At 69.9% G+C, this 14,431-nt stretch carries 15 protein-coding genes; 12 read left to right on the top strand and 3 right to left on the bottom strand.

Annotation, left to right across the window (positions count from 1 at the left end):
• The first annotated feature begins 52 nt into the window (after positions 1-52).
• The 6 genes from MHY20_RS05760 to dnaE all read left to right on the top strand — a co-directional run bounded on the left by MHY20_RS05760 (position 53) and on the right by dnaE (position 6,712).
• A complete protein-coding gene (locus MHY20_RS05760) occupies positions 53-556 on the top strand; it encodes a cell division protein SepF (protein ID WP_183373520.1) in 504 nt (167 codons plus the stop codon).
• Positions 557-561: 5 nt separating this feature from the next.
• A complete protein-coding gene (locus tag MHY20_RS05755; protein ID WP_239375562.1) occupies positions 562-861 on the top strand; it encodes a YggT family protein in 300 nt (99 codons plus the stop codon).
• Between the two features lie 79 nt (positions 862-940).
• Entirely contained in the window at positions 941-1,591 is a 651-nt protein-coding gene (locus MHY20_RS05750; RefSeq protein WP_183373522.1) for a DivIVA domain-containing protein, read from the top strand.
• The gene (lspA, locus tag MHY20_RS05745) at positions 1,588-2,223 is read left to right on the top strand and encodes a signal peptidase II (RefSeq protein WP_239375560.1); all 636 of its coding nucleotides are present in this window, start codon (positions 1,588-1,590) and stop codon (positions 2,221-2,223) included. The genes MHY20_RS05750 and lspA overlap by 4 nt, the downstream gene beginning before the upstream one ends.
• On the top strand, positions 2,220-3,146 hold the full coding sequence (locus MHY20_RS05740) for an RluA family pseudouridine synthase (RefSeq protein ID WP_239375559.1): 927 nt from the start codon (positions 2,220-2,222) through the stop codon (positions 3,144-3,146). The genes lspA and MHY20_RS05740 overlap by 4 nt, the downstream gene beginning before the upstream one ends.
• Positions 3,147-3,160: 14 nt before the next feature.
• Positions 3,161-6,712: a DNA polymerase III subunit alpha gene (gene dnaE, locus MHY20_RS05735; RefSeq protein WP_239375558.1), complete on the top strand. Its 3,552-nt coding sequence runs from the start codon at positions 3,161-3,163 to the stop codon at positions 6,710-6,712.
• 41 nt (positions 6,713-6,753) lie between these two features.
• Here the strand turns inward: dnaE and MHY20_RS05730 are convergent, their stop codons facing one another.
• Positions 6,754-7,683 (bottom strand): hypothetical protein, encoded by a 930-nt coding sequence (locus MHY20_RS05730; RefSeq protein ID WP_239375557.1) that lies wholly within the window; start codon positions 7,681-7,683, stop codon positions 6,754-6,756.
• Between the two features lie 79 nt (positions 7,684-7,762).
• Between MHY20_RS05730 and hisD the strand changes: the two genes are divergently transcribed.
• A complete protein-coding gene (gene hisD / locus MHY20_RS05725; RefSeq protein ID WP_239375556.1) occupies positions 7,763-9,073 on the top strand; it encodes a histidinol dehydrogenase in 1,311 nt (436 codons plus the stop codon).
• A 30-nt stretch (positions 9,074-9,103) separates the two neighbouring features.
• Here the strand turns inward: hisD and MHY20_RS05720 are convergent, their stop codons facing one another.
• Together MHY20_RS05720 and MHY20_RS05715 are read right to left on the bottom strand one after the other, a co-directional pair.
• Positions 9,104-10,675: an amidohydrolase family protein gene (locus MHY20_RS05720; protein ID WP_239375555.1), complete on the bottom strand. Its 1,572-nt coding sequence runs from the start codon at positions 10,673-10,675 to the stop codon at positions 9,104-9,106.
• A 19-nt stretch (positions 10,676-10,694) separates the two neighbouring features.
• Positions 10,695-11,099: a DUF3054 domain-containing protein gene (locus tag MHY20_RS05715; protein WP_183373529.1), complete on the bottom strand. Its 405-nt coding sequence runs from the start codon at positions 11,097-11,099 to the stop codon at positions 10,695-10,697.
• Positions 11,100-11,193: 94 nt separating this feature from the next.
• Here MHY20_RS05715 and MHY20_RS05710 point away from each other — a divergent pair, with 94 nt between their 5' ends.
• The 5 genes from MHY20_RS05710 to MHY20_RS05690 are packed head-to-tail and all read left to right on the top strand — an operon-like array spanning position 11,194 to position 14,399.
• Positions 11,194-12,300, top strand: coding sequence for a histidinol-phosphate transaminase (locus MHY20_RS05710; RefSeq protein WP_183373530.1), 1,107 nt, complete (start codon positions 11,194-11,196; stop codon positions 12,298-12,300).
• Entirely contained in the window at positions 12,297-12,941 is a 645-nt protein-coding gene (hisB, locus tag MHY20_RS05705; RefSeq protein WP_239375554.1) for an imidazoleglycerol-phosphate dehydratase HisB, read from the top strand. Before MHY20_RS05710 ends, hisB begins: the two co-directional genes overlap by 4 nt.
• Positions 12,941-13,555 carry a hypothetical protein gene (locus MHY20_RS05700; RefSeq protein WP_239375553.1) on the top strand — a complete coding sequence of 205 codons (615 nt, stop codon included), beginning with the start codon at positions 12,941-12,943 and terminating at the stop codon, positions 13,553-13,555. The genes hisB and MHY20_RS05700 overlap by 1 nt, the downstream gene beginning before the upstream one ends.
• Positions 13,552-14,247 carry an imidazole glycerol phosphate synthase subunit HisH gene (hisH, locus tag MHY20_RS05695; RefSeq protein WP_239375551.1) on the top strand — a complete coding sequence of 232 codons (696 nt, stop codon included), beginning with the start codon at positions 13,552-13,554 and terminating at the stop codon, positions 14,245-14,247. The genes MHY20_RS05700 and hisH overlap by 4 nt, the downstream gene beginning before the upstream one ends.
• Positions 14,244-14,399, top strand: coding sequence for a hypothetical protein (locus MHY20_RS05690; protein ID WP_183373534.1), 156 nt, complete (start codon positions 14,244-14,246; stop codon positions 14,397-14,399). The genes hisH and MHY20_RS05690 overlap by 4 nt, the downstream gene beginning before the upstream one ends.
• Positions 14,400-14,431 lie beyond the last annotated feature (32 nt).

Raw genomic sequence — 14,431 nt, 5'->3', positions numbered from 1 at the left:
CACTCCCGTGCTTCCCCACGGGTCGTCACTTCGCGATGAGGGAGAGTAAAGAATGAGCGCAATGCGCAAGGCCATGGTGTACCTGGGGTTGGCCGACCAGACCGACGACGACCAGTACTACTACGATGACCTGGACTCCGCGGACCAGCAGCGACCGGCACCGGTGGCGGCCCGCGCGGTTGAGAACGACAAGGAACCCCTCGAGCGGGAGGCTCACGTGACCCCGATCCGTCAGCGCCAGCAGAACATCGTCTCCGTGGCGCCCTCCGCCGCGCCGGACGCCATGCAGCGCATCACCACGATCCACCCGCGCTCGTACAACGACGCCAAGAGCATCGGCGAGTCCTTCCGCGACGGCGTCCCGGTGATCCTGAACCTGTCCGACATGGACGAGGCCGATGCCAAGCGCATGGTCGACTTCTCCGCCGGTCTCGTGTTCGGTCTGCGCGGCTCCATCGAGCGCGTCACCAACAAGGTGTTCCTGCTCTCGCCCGAGTTCATCCAGGTCGATGGTGACGCCAAGGGCGAAGAGAACACGTTCTACAACCAGAGCTGAGGGACGTGACCACACTCCTCGGGCTGCTGTTCCTGGCGGTCTTCGTCTTCCGCACGCTGCTGATCGTCCGCATCGTGCTGGAGATCATTCAGTCGTATTCCCGCGGATTCCGGCCGCACGGCATCGTCCTGATCCTGTTCGAAGTGGTGTACACGGTGACCGACCCGCCGGTGAAGGCGCTGCGCAAGGTGATTCCACCGCTGCGGCTGGGGCAGGTGTCGCTGGACCTGAGCGTGCTGGTGCTGTTCATCGCGTGCATGCTCGCCGAAGGCGCGCTGACCGGCCTGATCACCTCCGCCGCCTGATTCATGGGCCGACGGATTCAGGATTGACCAGATACTCTGTTCCCAAACCGATCTACTAGTCGAATGAGAAGGTGACCCCATGGCTCTGATGCCAGAGGATCTTGAGGAGAAGCGCTTCACCCCGGTTCGCTTCACCGAGGGCTACGACATGGACGAGGTGGACAACTACCTCGACCATGACGTCATTCCGCGTCTGAAGGAGCTCATCGAGGAGAACGAGCGCCTGAAGTCCCAGCTGGATGAGGCGCACAACCGCGTCTCCGAGCTCGAGTCCCGCGCCTCCGCCGCGCCGGCCGTGGACACCGCCTCCGAAACCGTCGTCGAGGAGGAGCAGGACACCGTCGCCGCTCCCGTGGCTGAGGAGCCCACCGAGGACACCGCCGCCGCGATGGCCGGCCCGGCCGCCTCCGGCACTTCCGACGCCGCCGGTCTCATCGCCCTCGCGCAGCGCCTGCACGACGAGCACGTCGCCAACGGCGAGTCCGAGCGCGACCGCCTCATCTCCGAGGCCGAGTCCGAGCACAAGCGCATCATCGATGAGGCGAACGAAACCTCCCGCACCACGCTGGAGAGCCTCGAGACCCAGAAGGCCGAGCTGGAGCAGGAGATCGAGGGTCTGCGCACCTTCGAGCGCGACTACCGCAGCCGCCTGCGCCGCTACCTCGAGAACCAGCTCCAGGATCTCGACACCAGCGAGACCCAGGAGTCGTCGGCCAGCCGAGGCCTGTGACCTCCCCCTCTGAGCAGCGCGGAAGCGCCGGGCAGCCCCAGCGGGCACCCGGCGCTTCGCGTCGTTGGCCGTCGGTTCTGCTCGCCCTGACCATCGGCGCAGCCGCGCTCATCGCGGACCTCGCCTCGAAGGCGTGGGCGGAGCGCACCCTGGCGCTGGGGGAGACCCGGCCGCTGGTGGGTGACCTGCTGCAGCTGCGCCTGATCTACAACAGCGGCGCCGCGTTCTCCCTCGGCTCCTCCGTCACCCCCATCATCACGGTCGTGCAGATCCTGATCTGCGTGGCGGTCCTCGGTTGGGTGCTGGTGAAGCTCGCCGACTGGCGCTGGGCGATCGCGCTCGGTCTGCTGGCCGGTGGGGCGCTCGGCAACATCCATGACCGCCTGCTGCGGGCCCCGAAGCCGCTGTACGGCGAGGTGGTGGACTTCCTCGAACTGCCGCATTGGCCGATCTTCAACATCGCGGACACCGCTGTGGTGACCGCGGCGGTCCTCATCGTGCTGCTGACCCTGTTCGGCGTCACCTCCGACGGCAGCGTGCTGGAGAAGGACGCTGACGGCAGCAGCGGCGCAGCGACCGGTGAGGACAGCGCCCCGTCCGGCTGCACCGCTGACGGTGAGGAGGTGCGATGAGCGAGCACCGCATGGTCATCGTCCCTGACGGGCTGCAGGGCGAACGGGTGGACGTCGGCCTCTCCCGCCTGCTCGGGGTGTCCCGCACCCGCGCCGCATCCCTCGTCACCGACGGCAAGGTCCTCGTGGACGGCCAGGTGCCTGTCCGCTCCGAACGCCTCCTGTCCGGTGCCCGCCTCGACGTGGAGATCCCGGGCCAGCGCACCGAGATCGAGGTCGAGCCGGAGGACGTCCACGGCATGACCATCGTGTTCGAGGACGCGGACATCGTGGTGGTGGACAAGCCCGTCGGCGTCGCCGCTCACCCGTCGATCGGCTGGTCCGGCCCCACGGTGCTGGGCGGCCTGCTCGGCGCGGGAGTGCGGATCGCGACCTCGGGCGCGCAGGAGCGGCGCGGCATCGTCTCGCGGCTCGACGTCGGCACCTCCGGTTTGATGGTGGTCGCCAAGAGCGAGATCGCCTACTCGGTGCTGAAGAACGCGTTCCGCAACCGCCAGGTGGGCAAGACCTACCACGCCGTGTGCCAGGGCCACCCGGACCCGATGCGCGGCACGATCGACGCCCCCATCGGGCGCTCGACCCGCCACGACTACAAGTTCGCCGTGATGGACAGCGGGAAGCCGTCGATCACCCACTACGACGTCGAGGAGATGTTCCCCGGCGCCGCCCTGATGCGGATCCAGCTGGAGACCGGGCGCACCCACCAGATCCGCGTGCACTTCTCCGAGTACGGGCACCCGCTCGTCGGCGACCCCCTCTACGGTGCGGACCCGACAATGGCGAAGGAGCTGGGACTGGTGCGGCAGTGGCTGCACGCGTCGGGGCTCACGTTCGACCATCCGACGGCCGCCAAGCCCGTCACATTCACCACCGAGTTCCCCGACGATCTGGAGACTGCGCTGGCGCGTCTGCGCGGAGAGTGACCTATCCTCGAGGCATGGCTTCTGAGGATTTCGTTCACCTGCACTGTCACACCGACTACTCCCTCCTGGACGGTGCAGCGAAGATCGACAAACTGGTCGCCGCCACCGCCGAGCAGGGCCAGAAGGCCATCGCCATCACCGACCACGGGTACGTGTTCGGTGCCTACGAGTTCTACCGCACCGCCGTCGCTGCGGGCGTGAAGCCGATCGTCGGCGTGGAAGCGTACGTCACCCCCGGTACGTCGCGGCATGACCGCACCCGCCAGACCTGGGGCACGAAGGCGCAGCAGGACGCCGGCGACGACGTCTCCGCCCGCGGCGCCTACACCCACATGACCCTGCTGTCCCGCACCACCGAGGGCATGCACAACCTGTTCCGCCTCGCCTCCTACGCCTCCCTCGACGGCCAGATGGGCAAGTGGCCCCGCATGGACCGCGAAATCCTCGCGAAGTACGCCAGCGGTCTGATCGCCACCTCCGGCTGCCCCTCCGGTGAGGTGCAGACCCGCCTGCGGCTCGGCCAGTTCGATGAGGCGGTCCGTGCCGCCGGCGAATTCCAGGACATGTTCGGCAAGGACTTCTACTTCGTCGAGCTCATGGACCACGGCCTGGACATCGAGCGCCGTGTGCGCACCGAACTGCTGGACGTCGCGAAGAAGATCGGGGCGCCGCTGGTCGCCACCAACGACCTCCACTACGTCCACAAGGAGGACGCCGCGATCCAGGACGCCCTGCTGTGCATCAACTCCGGCTCCACCTTCGACACCCCCGGCCGCTTCAAGTTCGACGGCTCCGGCTACTACCTGAAGTCCGCAGCCGAGATGCGCGACATCTTCCGCGACCTGCCCGAAGCGTGCGACAACACGATGCGCATCGCCGAGATGTGCGACGTCTCCTTCACCACCACCGATGAGGGCGCGAACTTCATGCCGCGCTTCCCCGTGCCGGAGGGCGAGGACGAGCACTCCTGGTTCATCAAGGAAGTGCAGCGCGGCCTGGAGTACCGCTACCCGGCCGGCATCCCGGACGAGGTGCAGGAGCGCGCCGACTACGAAACGTCCGTCATCACCAACATGGGATTTCCCGGCTACTTCCTGGTGGTGTCCGACTTCATCAGATGGGCGAAGGAGCAGGGCATCCGCGTGGGCCCCGGCCGTGGCTCCGGTGCCGGCTCGATGGTCGCCTACGCCATGCGCATCACGGACCTGGACCCGATCCCGCACGGCCTGCTGTTCGAGCGGTTCCTCAACCCGGAGCGCGTCTCCATGCCCGACTTCGACGTGGACTTCGATGACCGCCGCCGCGGCGAAGTGCTCGACTACGTCACGAAGAAGTACGGCGATGACCGCGTGGCGCAGGTGATCACCTACGGCGTGATGAAGACGAAGAACTCACTGAAGGACGGCGCCCGCGTGCTCGGCCTGCCGTACGCGGTGGGGGACCGGCTCACGAAGGCGCTGCCGCCCACCGTGATGGGCAAGGACATCTCCATCAAGGGCATCTTCGACCCGTCCGACAAGCGCTACGGGGAGGCGGAGGAGTACCGCCGCCTGCACGCGGAGGACCCGGACACGAAGCGGGTCACGGAGCTCGCCGGCGGACTGGAGGGCCTGACCCGCGGCTGGGGCGTGCACGCCTGCGCGGTCATCATGTCCAGCCACACGCTCACCGACATCATCCCGATGATGCGGCGCCCCGCGGACGGCCAGATCATCACCCAGTTCGACTACCCGACGTGCGAGACCCTCGGCCTGCTGAAGATGGACTTCCTGGGGCTGAGGAACCTGACGGTGATCTCCGATGCGCTGGAGAACATCGAAGCGAACGGCAAGCAGGGCCCCGATTTCGAGACCCTCGGGTTCGAGGACCCGGAGACGTACCGGCTGCTGCAGCGCGGTGACACCCTCGGCGTGTTCCAGCTGGATGGCGCGGGCATGCGGTCCCTGCTGCGGCAGATGAAGCCGGACAAGTTCGGCGATATCTCGGCTGTGTCGGCGCTGTACCGCCCGGGCCCGATGGGCATGAACAGCCACACGAACTATGCCCTGCGCAAGAACGGGATGCAGGAGATCACCCCGATCCACCCGGAGCTGGCGGAGCCGCTGCAGGAGATCCTCGGCGAGACCTACGGCGTCATCGTGTACCAGGAGCAGGTGATGCAGACCGCGCAGAAGGTCGCGGGCTACTCCCTGGGACAGGCGGACATCCTCCGCCGCGCGATGGGCAAGAAGAAGAAGGAAGAGCTGGACAAGCAGATGGTGGGCTTCCGCCAGGGCATGCTCGACCACGGCTATTCCGAGCAGGCGTTCCAGGCGCTGTGGGATGTTCTGCTCCCGTTCGCGGACTACGCGTTCAACAAGTCGCACTCCGCGGCCTATGGTGTGGTGTCGTACTGGACGGCGTACCTGAAGGCGAACTTCCCCACGGAGTACATGGCGGCGCTGCTGACCTCCACGCAGGAGAACCGCGACCGCCTTGGCCTCTACCTGGGCGACTGCCGCCACCGCGGCATCACGGTGCTGCCGCCGGATGTGAACGAGTCCGGTATGTTCTTCCGCGCTGTCGGGGAGGACATCCGCTTCGGACTGTCCGCGGTCCGCAATGTGGGCGCGAACGTGGTGGAGGCGATCATCCAGGCGAGGGAGGAGAAGGGCGCGTTCACCTCCTTCAGCGACTTCCTCGACAAGGTGCCGCTGGTGGTGTGCAACAAGCGCACCATCGAGTCGCTCATCAAGGGCGGCGCGTTCGATTCGATGGGCCATAACCGCCGCTCCCTCGCCCTCATCCACGAGGACGCGGTCGATGGTGTGGTCGATGTGAAGCGCAAGGAGCAGCAGGGACAGTACGACCTGTTCGGCGAAGGCATGTTCGGTGAGGGGGAGGCGTTCGGCTCCGCCGCCACGATGCAGGTGCCGGACCTGCCGGAGTGGGACCGGAAGCAGAAGCTCGGCTTCGAGCGCGTGATGCTGGGCCTGTACGTGTCGGACCATCCGCTGCACGGCCTGGAGCACGTGCTGGCGCAGAACTCCTCGCACACGATCTCGCAGCTGGCGGAGGTGGAGAACACCGAGGCGCTCGGGATCGTGAACCTGTCGGGCCTGGTCACCGGTATTCAGCGCAAGACCACGAAGAAGGGCGACACGTGGGCGATCGTCACGATGGAGGACCTGGAGGGCTCCATCGACTGCCTGCTGTTCCCGAACACGTACCAGCAGGTCGCCACGGAGCTCGCGGAGGACATCGTGGTGTCCATGAAGGGCCGCGTGGACAACTCCAAGGGCAGTGCGGAGATGCGCGTCATGGAGATGACGCTGCTGGACACGTCGTCGGCCTCGGCGGATGGTCCGCTGGTGATCTCGATCCCGGATGCCCGCATGAACGAGCGGACGGCGGAGCAGCTGCGGGAGATCCTGGAGGACAATCCGGGCTCCAGCGAGGTGCGGCTGAAGCTGATGGAGCCGGGCCGCTCCACGCTCATGCGCCTGGATCGGCGGCTGAGCGTGCAGGCGTCACCCGCGCTGTACGCGTCGCTGAAGACTCTGCTGGGCGCGTCCTGCCTCGGCTGAGGACCGGCGGCTGCCGGCAGCCCGACGGGTGCCGGCGCGGCTCAGGCCAGGCGGCTCGCCCCGTCGGCCGCCCCTGACAGGCGGTCGTGCAGATCCAGCACCACGGCCGCGGCGCCGCTGACGGCCGGGCCCGAGGCGTCGAGGCGCTGCACGGCGCAGGTGCCGGCGCGGGCGGCGTCGTAGCCGCTGATCCACTCCTCCCGCGCGGACTGCTCGGCCGCGCTGGTGGTGGGGTAGTCGGCGGTGTCGCTGAGTGCGGTGACCCCGCACCGCCACGGCTTCGCGGTGAGGCGCGCCCGGTAAGTTGCGTGACGTGCGCACAGGCGCGCGTACAGCGGGTCCGCTTCCAGGTCCTGCATCACCTGCTGCATCTGGGCGGAGTCGGCGGCGGCGTCCAGACCGGAGATCGCGACGCGCAGCCCGGCCGCTGTCTCATAGGTGATGACGCTGCAGACCGGGTGGCGCAGCGCCCACGAGGCGATGAGGTCGACGCGCCGCTTCCTCTCCGCTCGGTGCTCCTCCTGCTTCTGCCGCCACGCGCCGCGACCGAACAGGGGCTGCTTCGCAGGCGGGGCGGGCGGCAGGTCGATGTCGACGAACGCGATCGTGTCGGTGGTGAGGATCAGGGACCCGTACCGGTTGCGGGTGATGACCGCGAGGAGCGCGTCGGCGCTGTCCCGCAGCTCCTGCAGGACCTCTTCGCGGGCGGGCTGTGCGTCGTAGTAGGAGCCCTCGTCGGTGCGCAGCGCGGCGCCGCCGGCGCTCAGGGAACCGCCCTGCCCCTCATCCTGGCGCCGCGGAAGGCCGTGGATGCGCACCCGCTCGGCGAGGCGCGCGAGGCGCTCGCGGGCGTGGGCGCGGGCGGCGTCCTCACTGGTGGGGGAGTGGCCCCACTGCGCGAGGTGGACGGGACCGGTGGGGGAGTCCACGCGCTCGGCGGCGCGGGCCCAGAAGCGTGCGGGTTCCTGCATGAGGACAGGGTACCGGCGGGCGGCGGGGAACTGCGGATGGTTCAGCGGCGCGGGCGGGCGCGAGATTACGATGGTCCGCATGGCTCTTCTCCACACCCTCGATCTGCGGGGCACCGATCTGTCCCGCTCCCAGCTGCAGCGCACCCTTCCACGCCCCGAGGTGGATGTGCATCGCGCGCTCGAGAAGGTGCAGAGCATCATTGACGATGTGCAGGAGCGCGGCGCCGAGGCGATCCTCGAGTACGGCGAACAGTTCGACGGGGTCCGCCCGCCCCAGCTGCGGGTCCCCGATTCCGTCCGCCGCGCCGCCCTGGACGGCCTCGACCCGCAGATCCGCGCCGCCCTCGAGGTCGCGATCGAGCGGGTCCGCGCCGTCGATGAGGCGCAGCTGCGCGACACCGACCTCGTGGAGGTCATCCCCGGTGGGCGGGTGGCGCAGCGCTGGGTGCCGGTGGAGCGCGTCGGCCTGTACGTCCCCGGCGGACGTGCCGTCCTGCCCAGCTCCGTGGTGATGAACGCCGTGCCCGCGCAGGTCGCCGGCGTCAGCGAGCTGGTGGTCGCCTCTCCGCCGCAGAAGGAGGCCGACGGGTACCCGCATCCCACGATCCTCGCCGCCTGCGAACTGCTCGGCATCACCGAGGTGTACGCCGCGGGCGGCGCTCAGGCGATCGCGATGTTCGCGTTCGGCGACGGCGTCGGCCTGGAACCCGTGGACCTCGTCACCGGTCCGGGCAACGTGTTCGTGGCGGCGGCGAAGCGCGCCGTGCGCGGCTATGTCGGCATCGACGCCGAGGCCGGCCCCACGGAGATCGGCATCGTCGCTGATGCGTCCGCGAAGGCCCGCTCCGTGGCGGCGGATCTGATCTCGCAGGCGGAGCACGACCCGATGGCCGCGAGCGTCCTCATCACCGACAGCCCTGACCTGATCGACTCCGTCCGCGCCGAACTGGACCGCCAGGTCCCGCAGGCGCGGCACGCGGAGCGGATCACCGAGGCGCTCCGCGGCCCGCAGTCCGCCGCGGTGCTCGTCGATGACATCGATGCTGCAGTCGCAGTGGCGAACGCCTACGGCGCGGAGCACTTGGAGATCCACACGGAGCGGGCGCGGGAGGCGGCGTCCCGCATCACGAACGCGGGCGCTGTGTTCGTCGGCGAATACTCACCGGTGTCCCTCGGCGATTACGCGGCGGGCTCGAACCATGTGCTGCCCACGGGCGGCTCCTCCCGCTTCTCCAGCGGGCTGGGGGTGCACACGTTCCTGCGCGCCATCCACGAGATCACCTACACCCGGGAGGCGCTGGCCGCGTCGCGCGAGGCCGCGGAGACGCTCGCTCAGGCGGAGGATCTGCCGGCGCACGGCCGCGCCATCGCGATCCGCTTCGAGGACTGAGCAGCACCTCGCAGCGGCGCTCAGAGCCGTTCAGCGGCTGAAGCGTTCGATGCCGTCCACGAACGTGGACAGCGGCCGCACCGCCAGCAGGCGCTCCGCCGCTTCCCGCGCCGCTGATTCGACCATGAGGCCGTCGGGACCCGTCGGCACCGGCGCGAACGGGTCGTCCTCCAGCAGCACCAGGTCCGCGAGACCTCCCACTTGGAGGCGCTGAACACCGTCCACGGATGCGGCGAGAGCCTCCAGGGGCTGCAGCTGCTGGGCGGGGAACCAGCCGGGGCGCTCATCGGAGGAGCGGTGCACCGCGGCCGCCATCGCCATCCACGGCGCGATCGGCGCCACCGGAGCATCGGAGCCGAACGCGAGCGGCACCCCTGCCTCGAGCAGGTCGCGCAGCCGGTAGGCGCAGTCCGCCCAGTCGCCCCATGTCTGCATGGTGGCGTCGCGGTCATCCAGCAGATGCACCGGCTGCACGGACGCGGTCACACCGAGGCGGGCCATGCGTGCAACGTCCTGGTCGGTCAGCATCTGTGCGTGTTCGATGCGGGCGGGGATCCCCGCCTGCTGGATCGCGTCGAGGGCGATGTCGGCGGCGGCGTCGCCGATGGCGTGGACGGCGGCGTGCAGGCCGAGGCCGCGGGCACGGCCCAGCAGGTCGTGCAGGTCGTGCAGCGGCACCGCGAGGACACCGCGGCCGTCCCCGTCGGGGGCGCCGTAGGCGTGGCGGCACAGGGCCGATTTGGAGCCGAGGGCGCCGTCCACGATCACCTTCAGCGGACCCATGGTCACCAGCGGGCTGTGGGCGTCGGCGGCGGTGATGGGGGTCCCCGTCGGCCCGGGAACGGATTCCAGGGTGGAGGCGTAGGTGGCGGTGCGGACCCGCAGGCGCGGCGCGCGGCGCGCCCACAGCTCCCAGTTCGCCGCCCACTCCATGTCGACGAGGCCGACGATGCCGCGCTCCAGCGCCTCCGTCTGCATATCCGCGACGCCGCCTTCGAGCCGGTCGGCGATGCCGGGCAGGTCGTCGAGGTGCTCCAGCGCCGTGAACCATTCGTCCTCGCCGACCACACCGCCCTCGGTGGGCAGGCCGAGGCCCGTCAGGGCGGCGGTGTTCATGAGGGCGTGGTGGGCGTCGGACCCGATGAGGACGATCGCGGTAGCGGGGGCCAGGGCGTCCAGTTCGGTGAGGACGCGGCGGGTGAAGGCATCGCCGTGCGGGTCGTCGTCGAAGTCGACGAGGCGGTGGCCGAAGCCGACAAGCGCATCGCCGCTGTGCACCGCGCTGCCGGCGAGCTGAGCGCGGCGGGCAGCGAGCGCCCGGCGGGCGAGGCCGAGCAGATCATCCAGGCTGGTGGCGCCGGAGGTGTCGAGGCGGGAGCGGCCCTGCGCTGTCTGCCCCACATGCACGTGCTGATCCCACAGGCCCGGGATCGCGAACGCCCCCGCCGCATCCACCACCTGTTCACCGCTCGTGCGGCTGAGCCGCTCAGCGATCTCGGTGATCCGGCCGTCGACGATGCGGACGTCCACCGGCGCGGCGGAGCGCGAGTAGGCGGGGGAGGGGCCGACGGGGTCGATCAGTCGGACGGTGCGCAGCAGCATCAGCAGCGGCCGCCGGGACTCAGCGGGTGCGGACCGCGCGGGCGATGGCGCGCCAGCCCAGCAGCAGCGCCGCATTCACCAGGACCGACACGATCACGAAGCTCGTCGCGGTGCCGTCGCCGATGAGGGAGCGGATCACCATTGCGGTCGCGATCTCCACCGCCAGGATCAGCACACCGTGCGGCCACAGGCGGAACGCCGCGGCCTGCACAGCGCTCGCCTCGGCCGCGGCGGGACGGGCCGCGACCGTGCGCCAGCTCTGCGTCACAGCGTGGCCCAGCAGCAGGCCCACCAGGAACGGTGCCCCCACCCGGAACAGGGTGCCGGCGCTGAGCGCCTCACCGTGGGAGAGGATCCCGGCGATGGTGAACGCGATGACGCAGACGATGTCGATCACAACAGCGGTGGCGAAGGTCTTCTTCATGCCCCCACGGTAGCGCCGCGGCTCCCCGGGAGGGAGCGCGCACGCCCGGTGGACGCCGCCCTCGCGCTTCAGCTCACACCCATAGACTTGGCCCATGGCCTTCCACCCCCCTCTGCGCGACGATCTGCGCGGCGACGCCCCCTACGGCGCGCCCCAGATCGATGTCCCTCACCTGATGAACGTGAACGAGAACCCGTTCCCGCCGTCCCCGGAGTTCATCGCGCATCTGCAGGAGGCCGTCGGCCGCGCCGCCACCGGCCTCAACCGCTACCCGGACCGCGAGTTCCTCGACCTGCGCGCCCGCCTCGGCGCCTACCTCGCCGCGGACGCCGATCTGCCCGCCCCGATCCCCGCGGAGCAGATGTGGGTCGCAAACGGCTCCAACGAGATCATGCAGCAGGTCTTCACCGCGTTCGGCGGCCCGGGCCGCCGCGCCCTCGCGTTCGCGCCGCACTATTCGATGTACCCCGAGTACGCCCGCAACACACTCACCGAGTTCGTCACCGAGGAGCGCGGGAGCGCCCCCGGCTTCGAGCTCACCGACCAGATGGTGCTGGCCGGCATCGAGCGGCACGACCCCACGATCGTGCTGCTGACCAGCCCCAACAACCCCACCGGCACCGCGCTCAGCCTCGACCTCGTGCGCACGGCCGCCCGCACCCTGGAGGAGCGCGGAGCGATCCTCGTGGTCGACGAAGCGTACGCGGAGTTCCGCCACGCCGGCGTCCCCTCCGCCCTCAGCGTCCTGGACGAGCACCCGAACCTGATCGTGTCGCGCACAATGGCGAAGGCGTTCGCGCTCGCGGGAGCACGAGTCGGCTACATGGCGGCGCCGCGGCCCCTCGTCGACGCGGTCCGCGTGGTCCGCCTCCCGTACCACCTGTCCGCCATTGCGCAGGCGGTGGCGCACGCCGCCCTCGACTTCACCGATGAGCTCCTCGGCTCCGTCGCGTTCCTCCGGCAGCAGCGCGATGAGCTCGCCGCATTCCTCACCGGCCGCGGCCATGACGTCGCCCAGTCCGATTCCAACTTCATCCTCTTCGGCACCTTCGCGGACCGGCGCGCCGTCTTCGAGGCGCTGCTGCAGCGCGGCGTCCTGATCCGCGAGGTCGGGCCCGACGGGTGGCTGCGCGTCTCCGTCGGCTCCGCAGAGGACAACCAGGCCTTCCGCACCGCACTTGAGGAGATCGATCCCGCATGACCAGCACCGATGACCCCGCGCAGAACCCCAGTCAGCGCGCGCCCCGCACGGCGTCCCTGACGCGCACCACCCGCGAATCCAGCGTTGAGGTGGAGCTCAACCTCGACGGCACCGGCCAGGTCTCCATCGACACCTCCGTGCCGTTCTACGACCACATGCTGACCGCGCTCGGCACCCACAGCTCCTTCGACCTCACCGTCAAGGCGCACGGCGACACCCACATCGACGTCCACCACACCGTGGAGGACACCGCCATCGTGCTCGGGGACGCGTTCCGCGAAGCCCTCGGCGACAAGAAGGGCGTCACCCGCTTCGCCGACGCCTTCGTCCCCCTCGACGAGGCCCTCGCCCACGCCGTGGTGGACCTCTCGGGCCGCCCCTACTGCGTGCACACCGGGGAGCCCGCCGGCCAGGAGTACCACCTGATCGGCGGCCACTTCACCGGCTCCATGACCCGCCATGTGTTCGAATCCTTCGCCCTGCACGCCGGCATCTGCCTGCACATGCGCCTCCTCGCCGGCCGCGACCCTCACCACATCGTGGAAGCGCAGTTCAAGGCGCTGGCGCGGGCGCTGCGCGGCGCCACCGAGTACGATCCGAGGATGACCGATGTCATCCCATCCACCAAGGGAGCACTCTGATGACGCAGTCCCCGCAGGGACCCGATGACAAGGACCGTGTGGACGCGGAGTTCGCCGCGATGATGGAGGGACTGGACTTCGACACGTCCTCCCTCGACGACCCCCTCACCGCCGCCGGCGGACCCGCTGCGGACTCCTCGCAGGCCCAGGACCCGTCGGCCCCCGCCCCCATCGCCATCGTCGCCACCCCGGTCGCGACCGCGAAGGCCCTCGCCGGGGTGATCCGCCTCGCGATGGCCGCGAAGGAGGACCCGTGCGCGCTGCCGACGGGGTCCGCCACCATCGATGCCGACTCCGGTGCCCTCGCCGTCGGCCCCCTCACCGAGGCCGACGCGCACCGCCTCGCCGGCCTCGTCTCCATCGGCCTGCAGCGGCAGGGCGTGGTGCTGTTCTGGCGGCAGGGCGACCGCATGACCGCCACCCGCTACCGCTCCGGTGAGCGGATGGACGACGTCCCTCCCGCGTTCGTGCTCGGCGCCCTCGATTCCCGCGTGGAGGACCTGCTGCTCGGAGCGGAGTCCGTCGCCGAAGCGGAGAACGTGTACGACCCGGCGGAGCTGTCCCGCACCGAGGCCGTGAAGTGGATCGCGACCGGCAGGAAGAGGAAGCGGTGAGCCCCGCCCCCAGCGTCGTGGTCCTCGACCACGGATCCGGCAACGTCCGCTCTGCTGTGCGCGCCCTCGAACACGCCGGCGCCGCCGTGGAGCTGACTGCGGACCCCGTCGCCGCGCTCGAGGCCGACGGGCTCGTGGTCCCCGGCGTCGGCGCATTCGATGCCACGATGCGGCAGCTGCGCGCCGTGGGTGCGCCCCGCATCATCGGGCGCCGCCTCGCCGGTGGCCGCCCCGTCCTCGGCATCTGCGTGGGCCTGCAGGTCATGTTCGATGCCGGCAGCGAGCACGGCATCGAGGCCGACGGGCTCGGCGAATGGCCCGGGCGGGTGGAACGGCTGCAGTCCGCGACCGTCCCCCACATGGGCTGGAACACGATCGACGCCCCCGCCGGAACGCGTCTGTTCGCCGGTGTGGAGGACGAACGGTTCTACTTCGTCCACTCCTACGGTGTGCGCCGCTGGGAGTTCCAGCAGATCAGCGACGCGATGACCCCGCCGCAGGTGACGTGGGCCGAGCACGAGGGCGATCGGTTCATCGCCGCCGTGGAGAACGGCGCACTCTGCGCCACCCAGTTCCACCCGGAGAAGTCCGGGCAGGCCGGCATTCGGGTGCTGCGCAACTGGCTCAGCACTCTGCCGCAGCGAGAAGGCGCCCGCCCCGGTACCGCTGAAGCAGGAGGCGGTGCCGCATGATCCTCGCATTCATCATGCTGTTCGTCGGCGCGATCCTGCTCGGCGGCGCCTGGTCCTTCGCCAAGCAGCGCCACCCGTGGTGGTCCGTCGCCGTGCTCGCCCTCGCCGGTCTGCTGTGCATCGGCGTCTCACTCTTCCGCATCTACCAGTAGCCGCCCCCGCGGCTCCCACGTAAGGAGACCTT

The sequence above is a fragment of the Helcobacillus sp. ACRRO genome (assembly GCF_022347125.1).
GTDB lineage: Bacteria > Actinomycetota > Actinomycetes > Actinomycetales > Dermabacteraceae > Helcobacillus > Helcobacillus massiliensis.
This window is presented reverse-complemented; position numbering and strand designations above follow the sequence as displayed.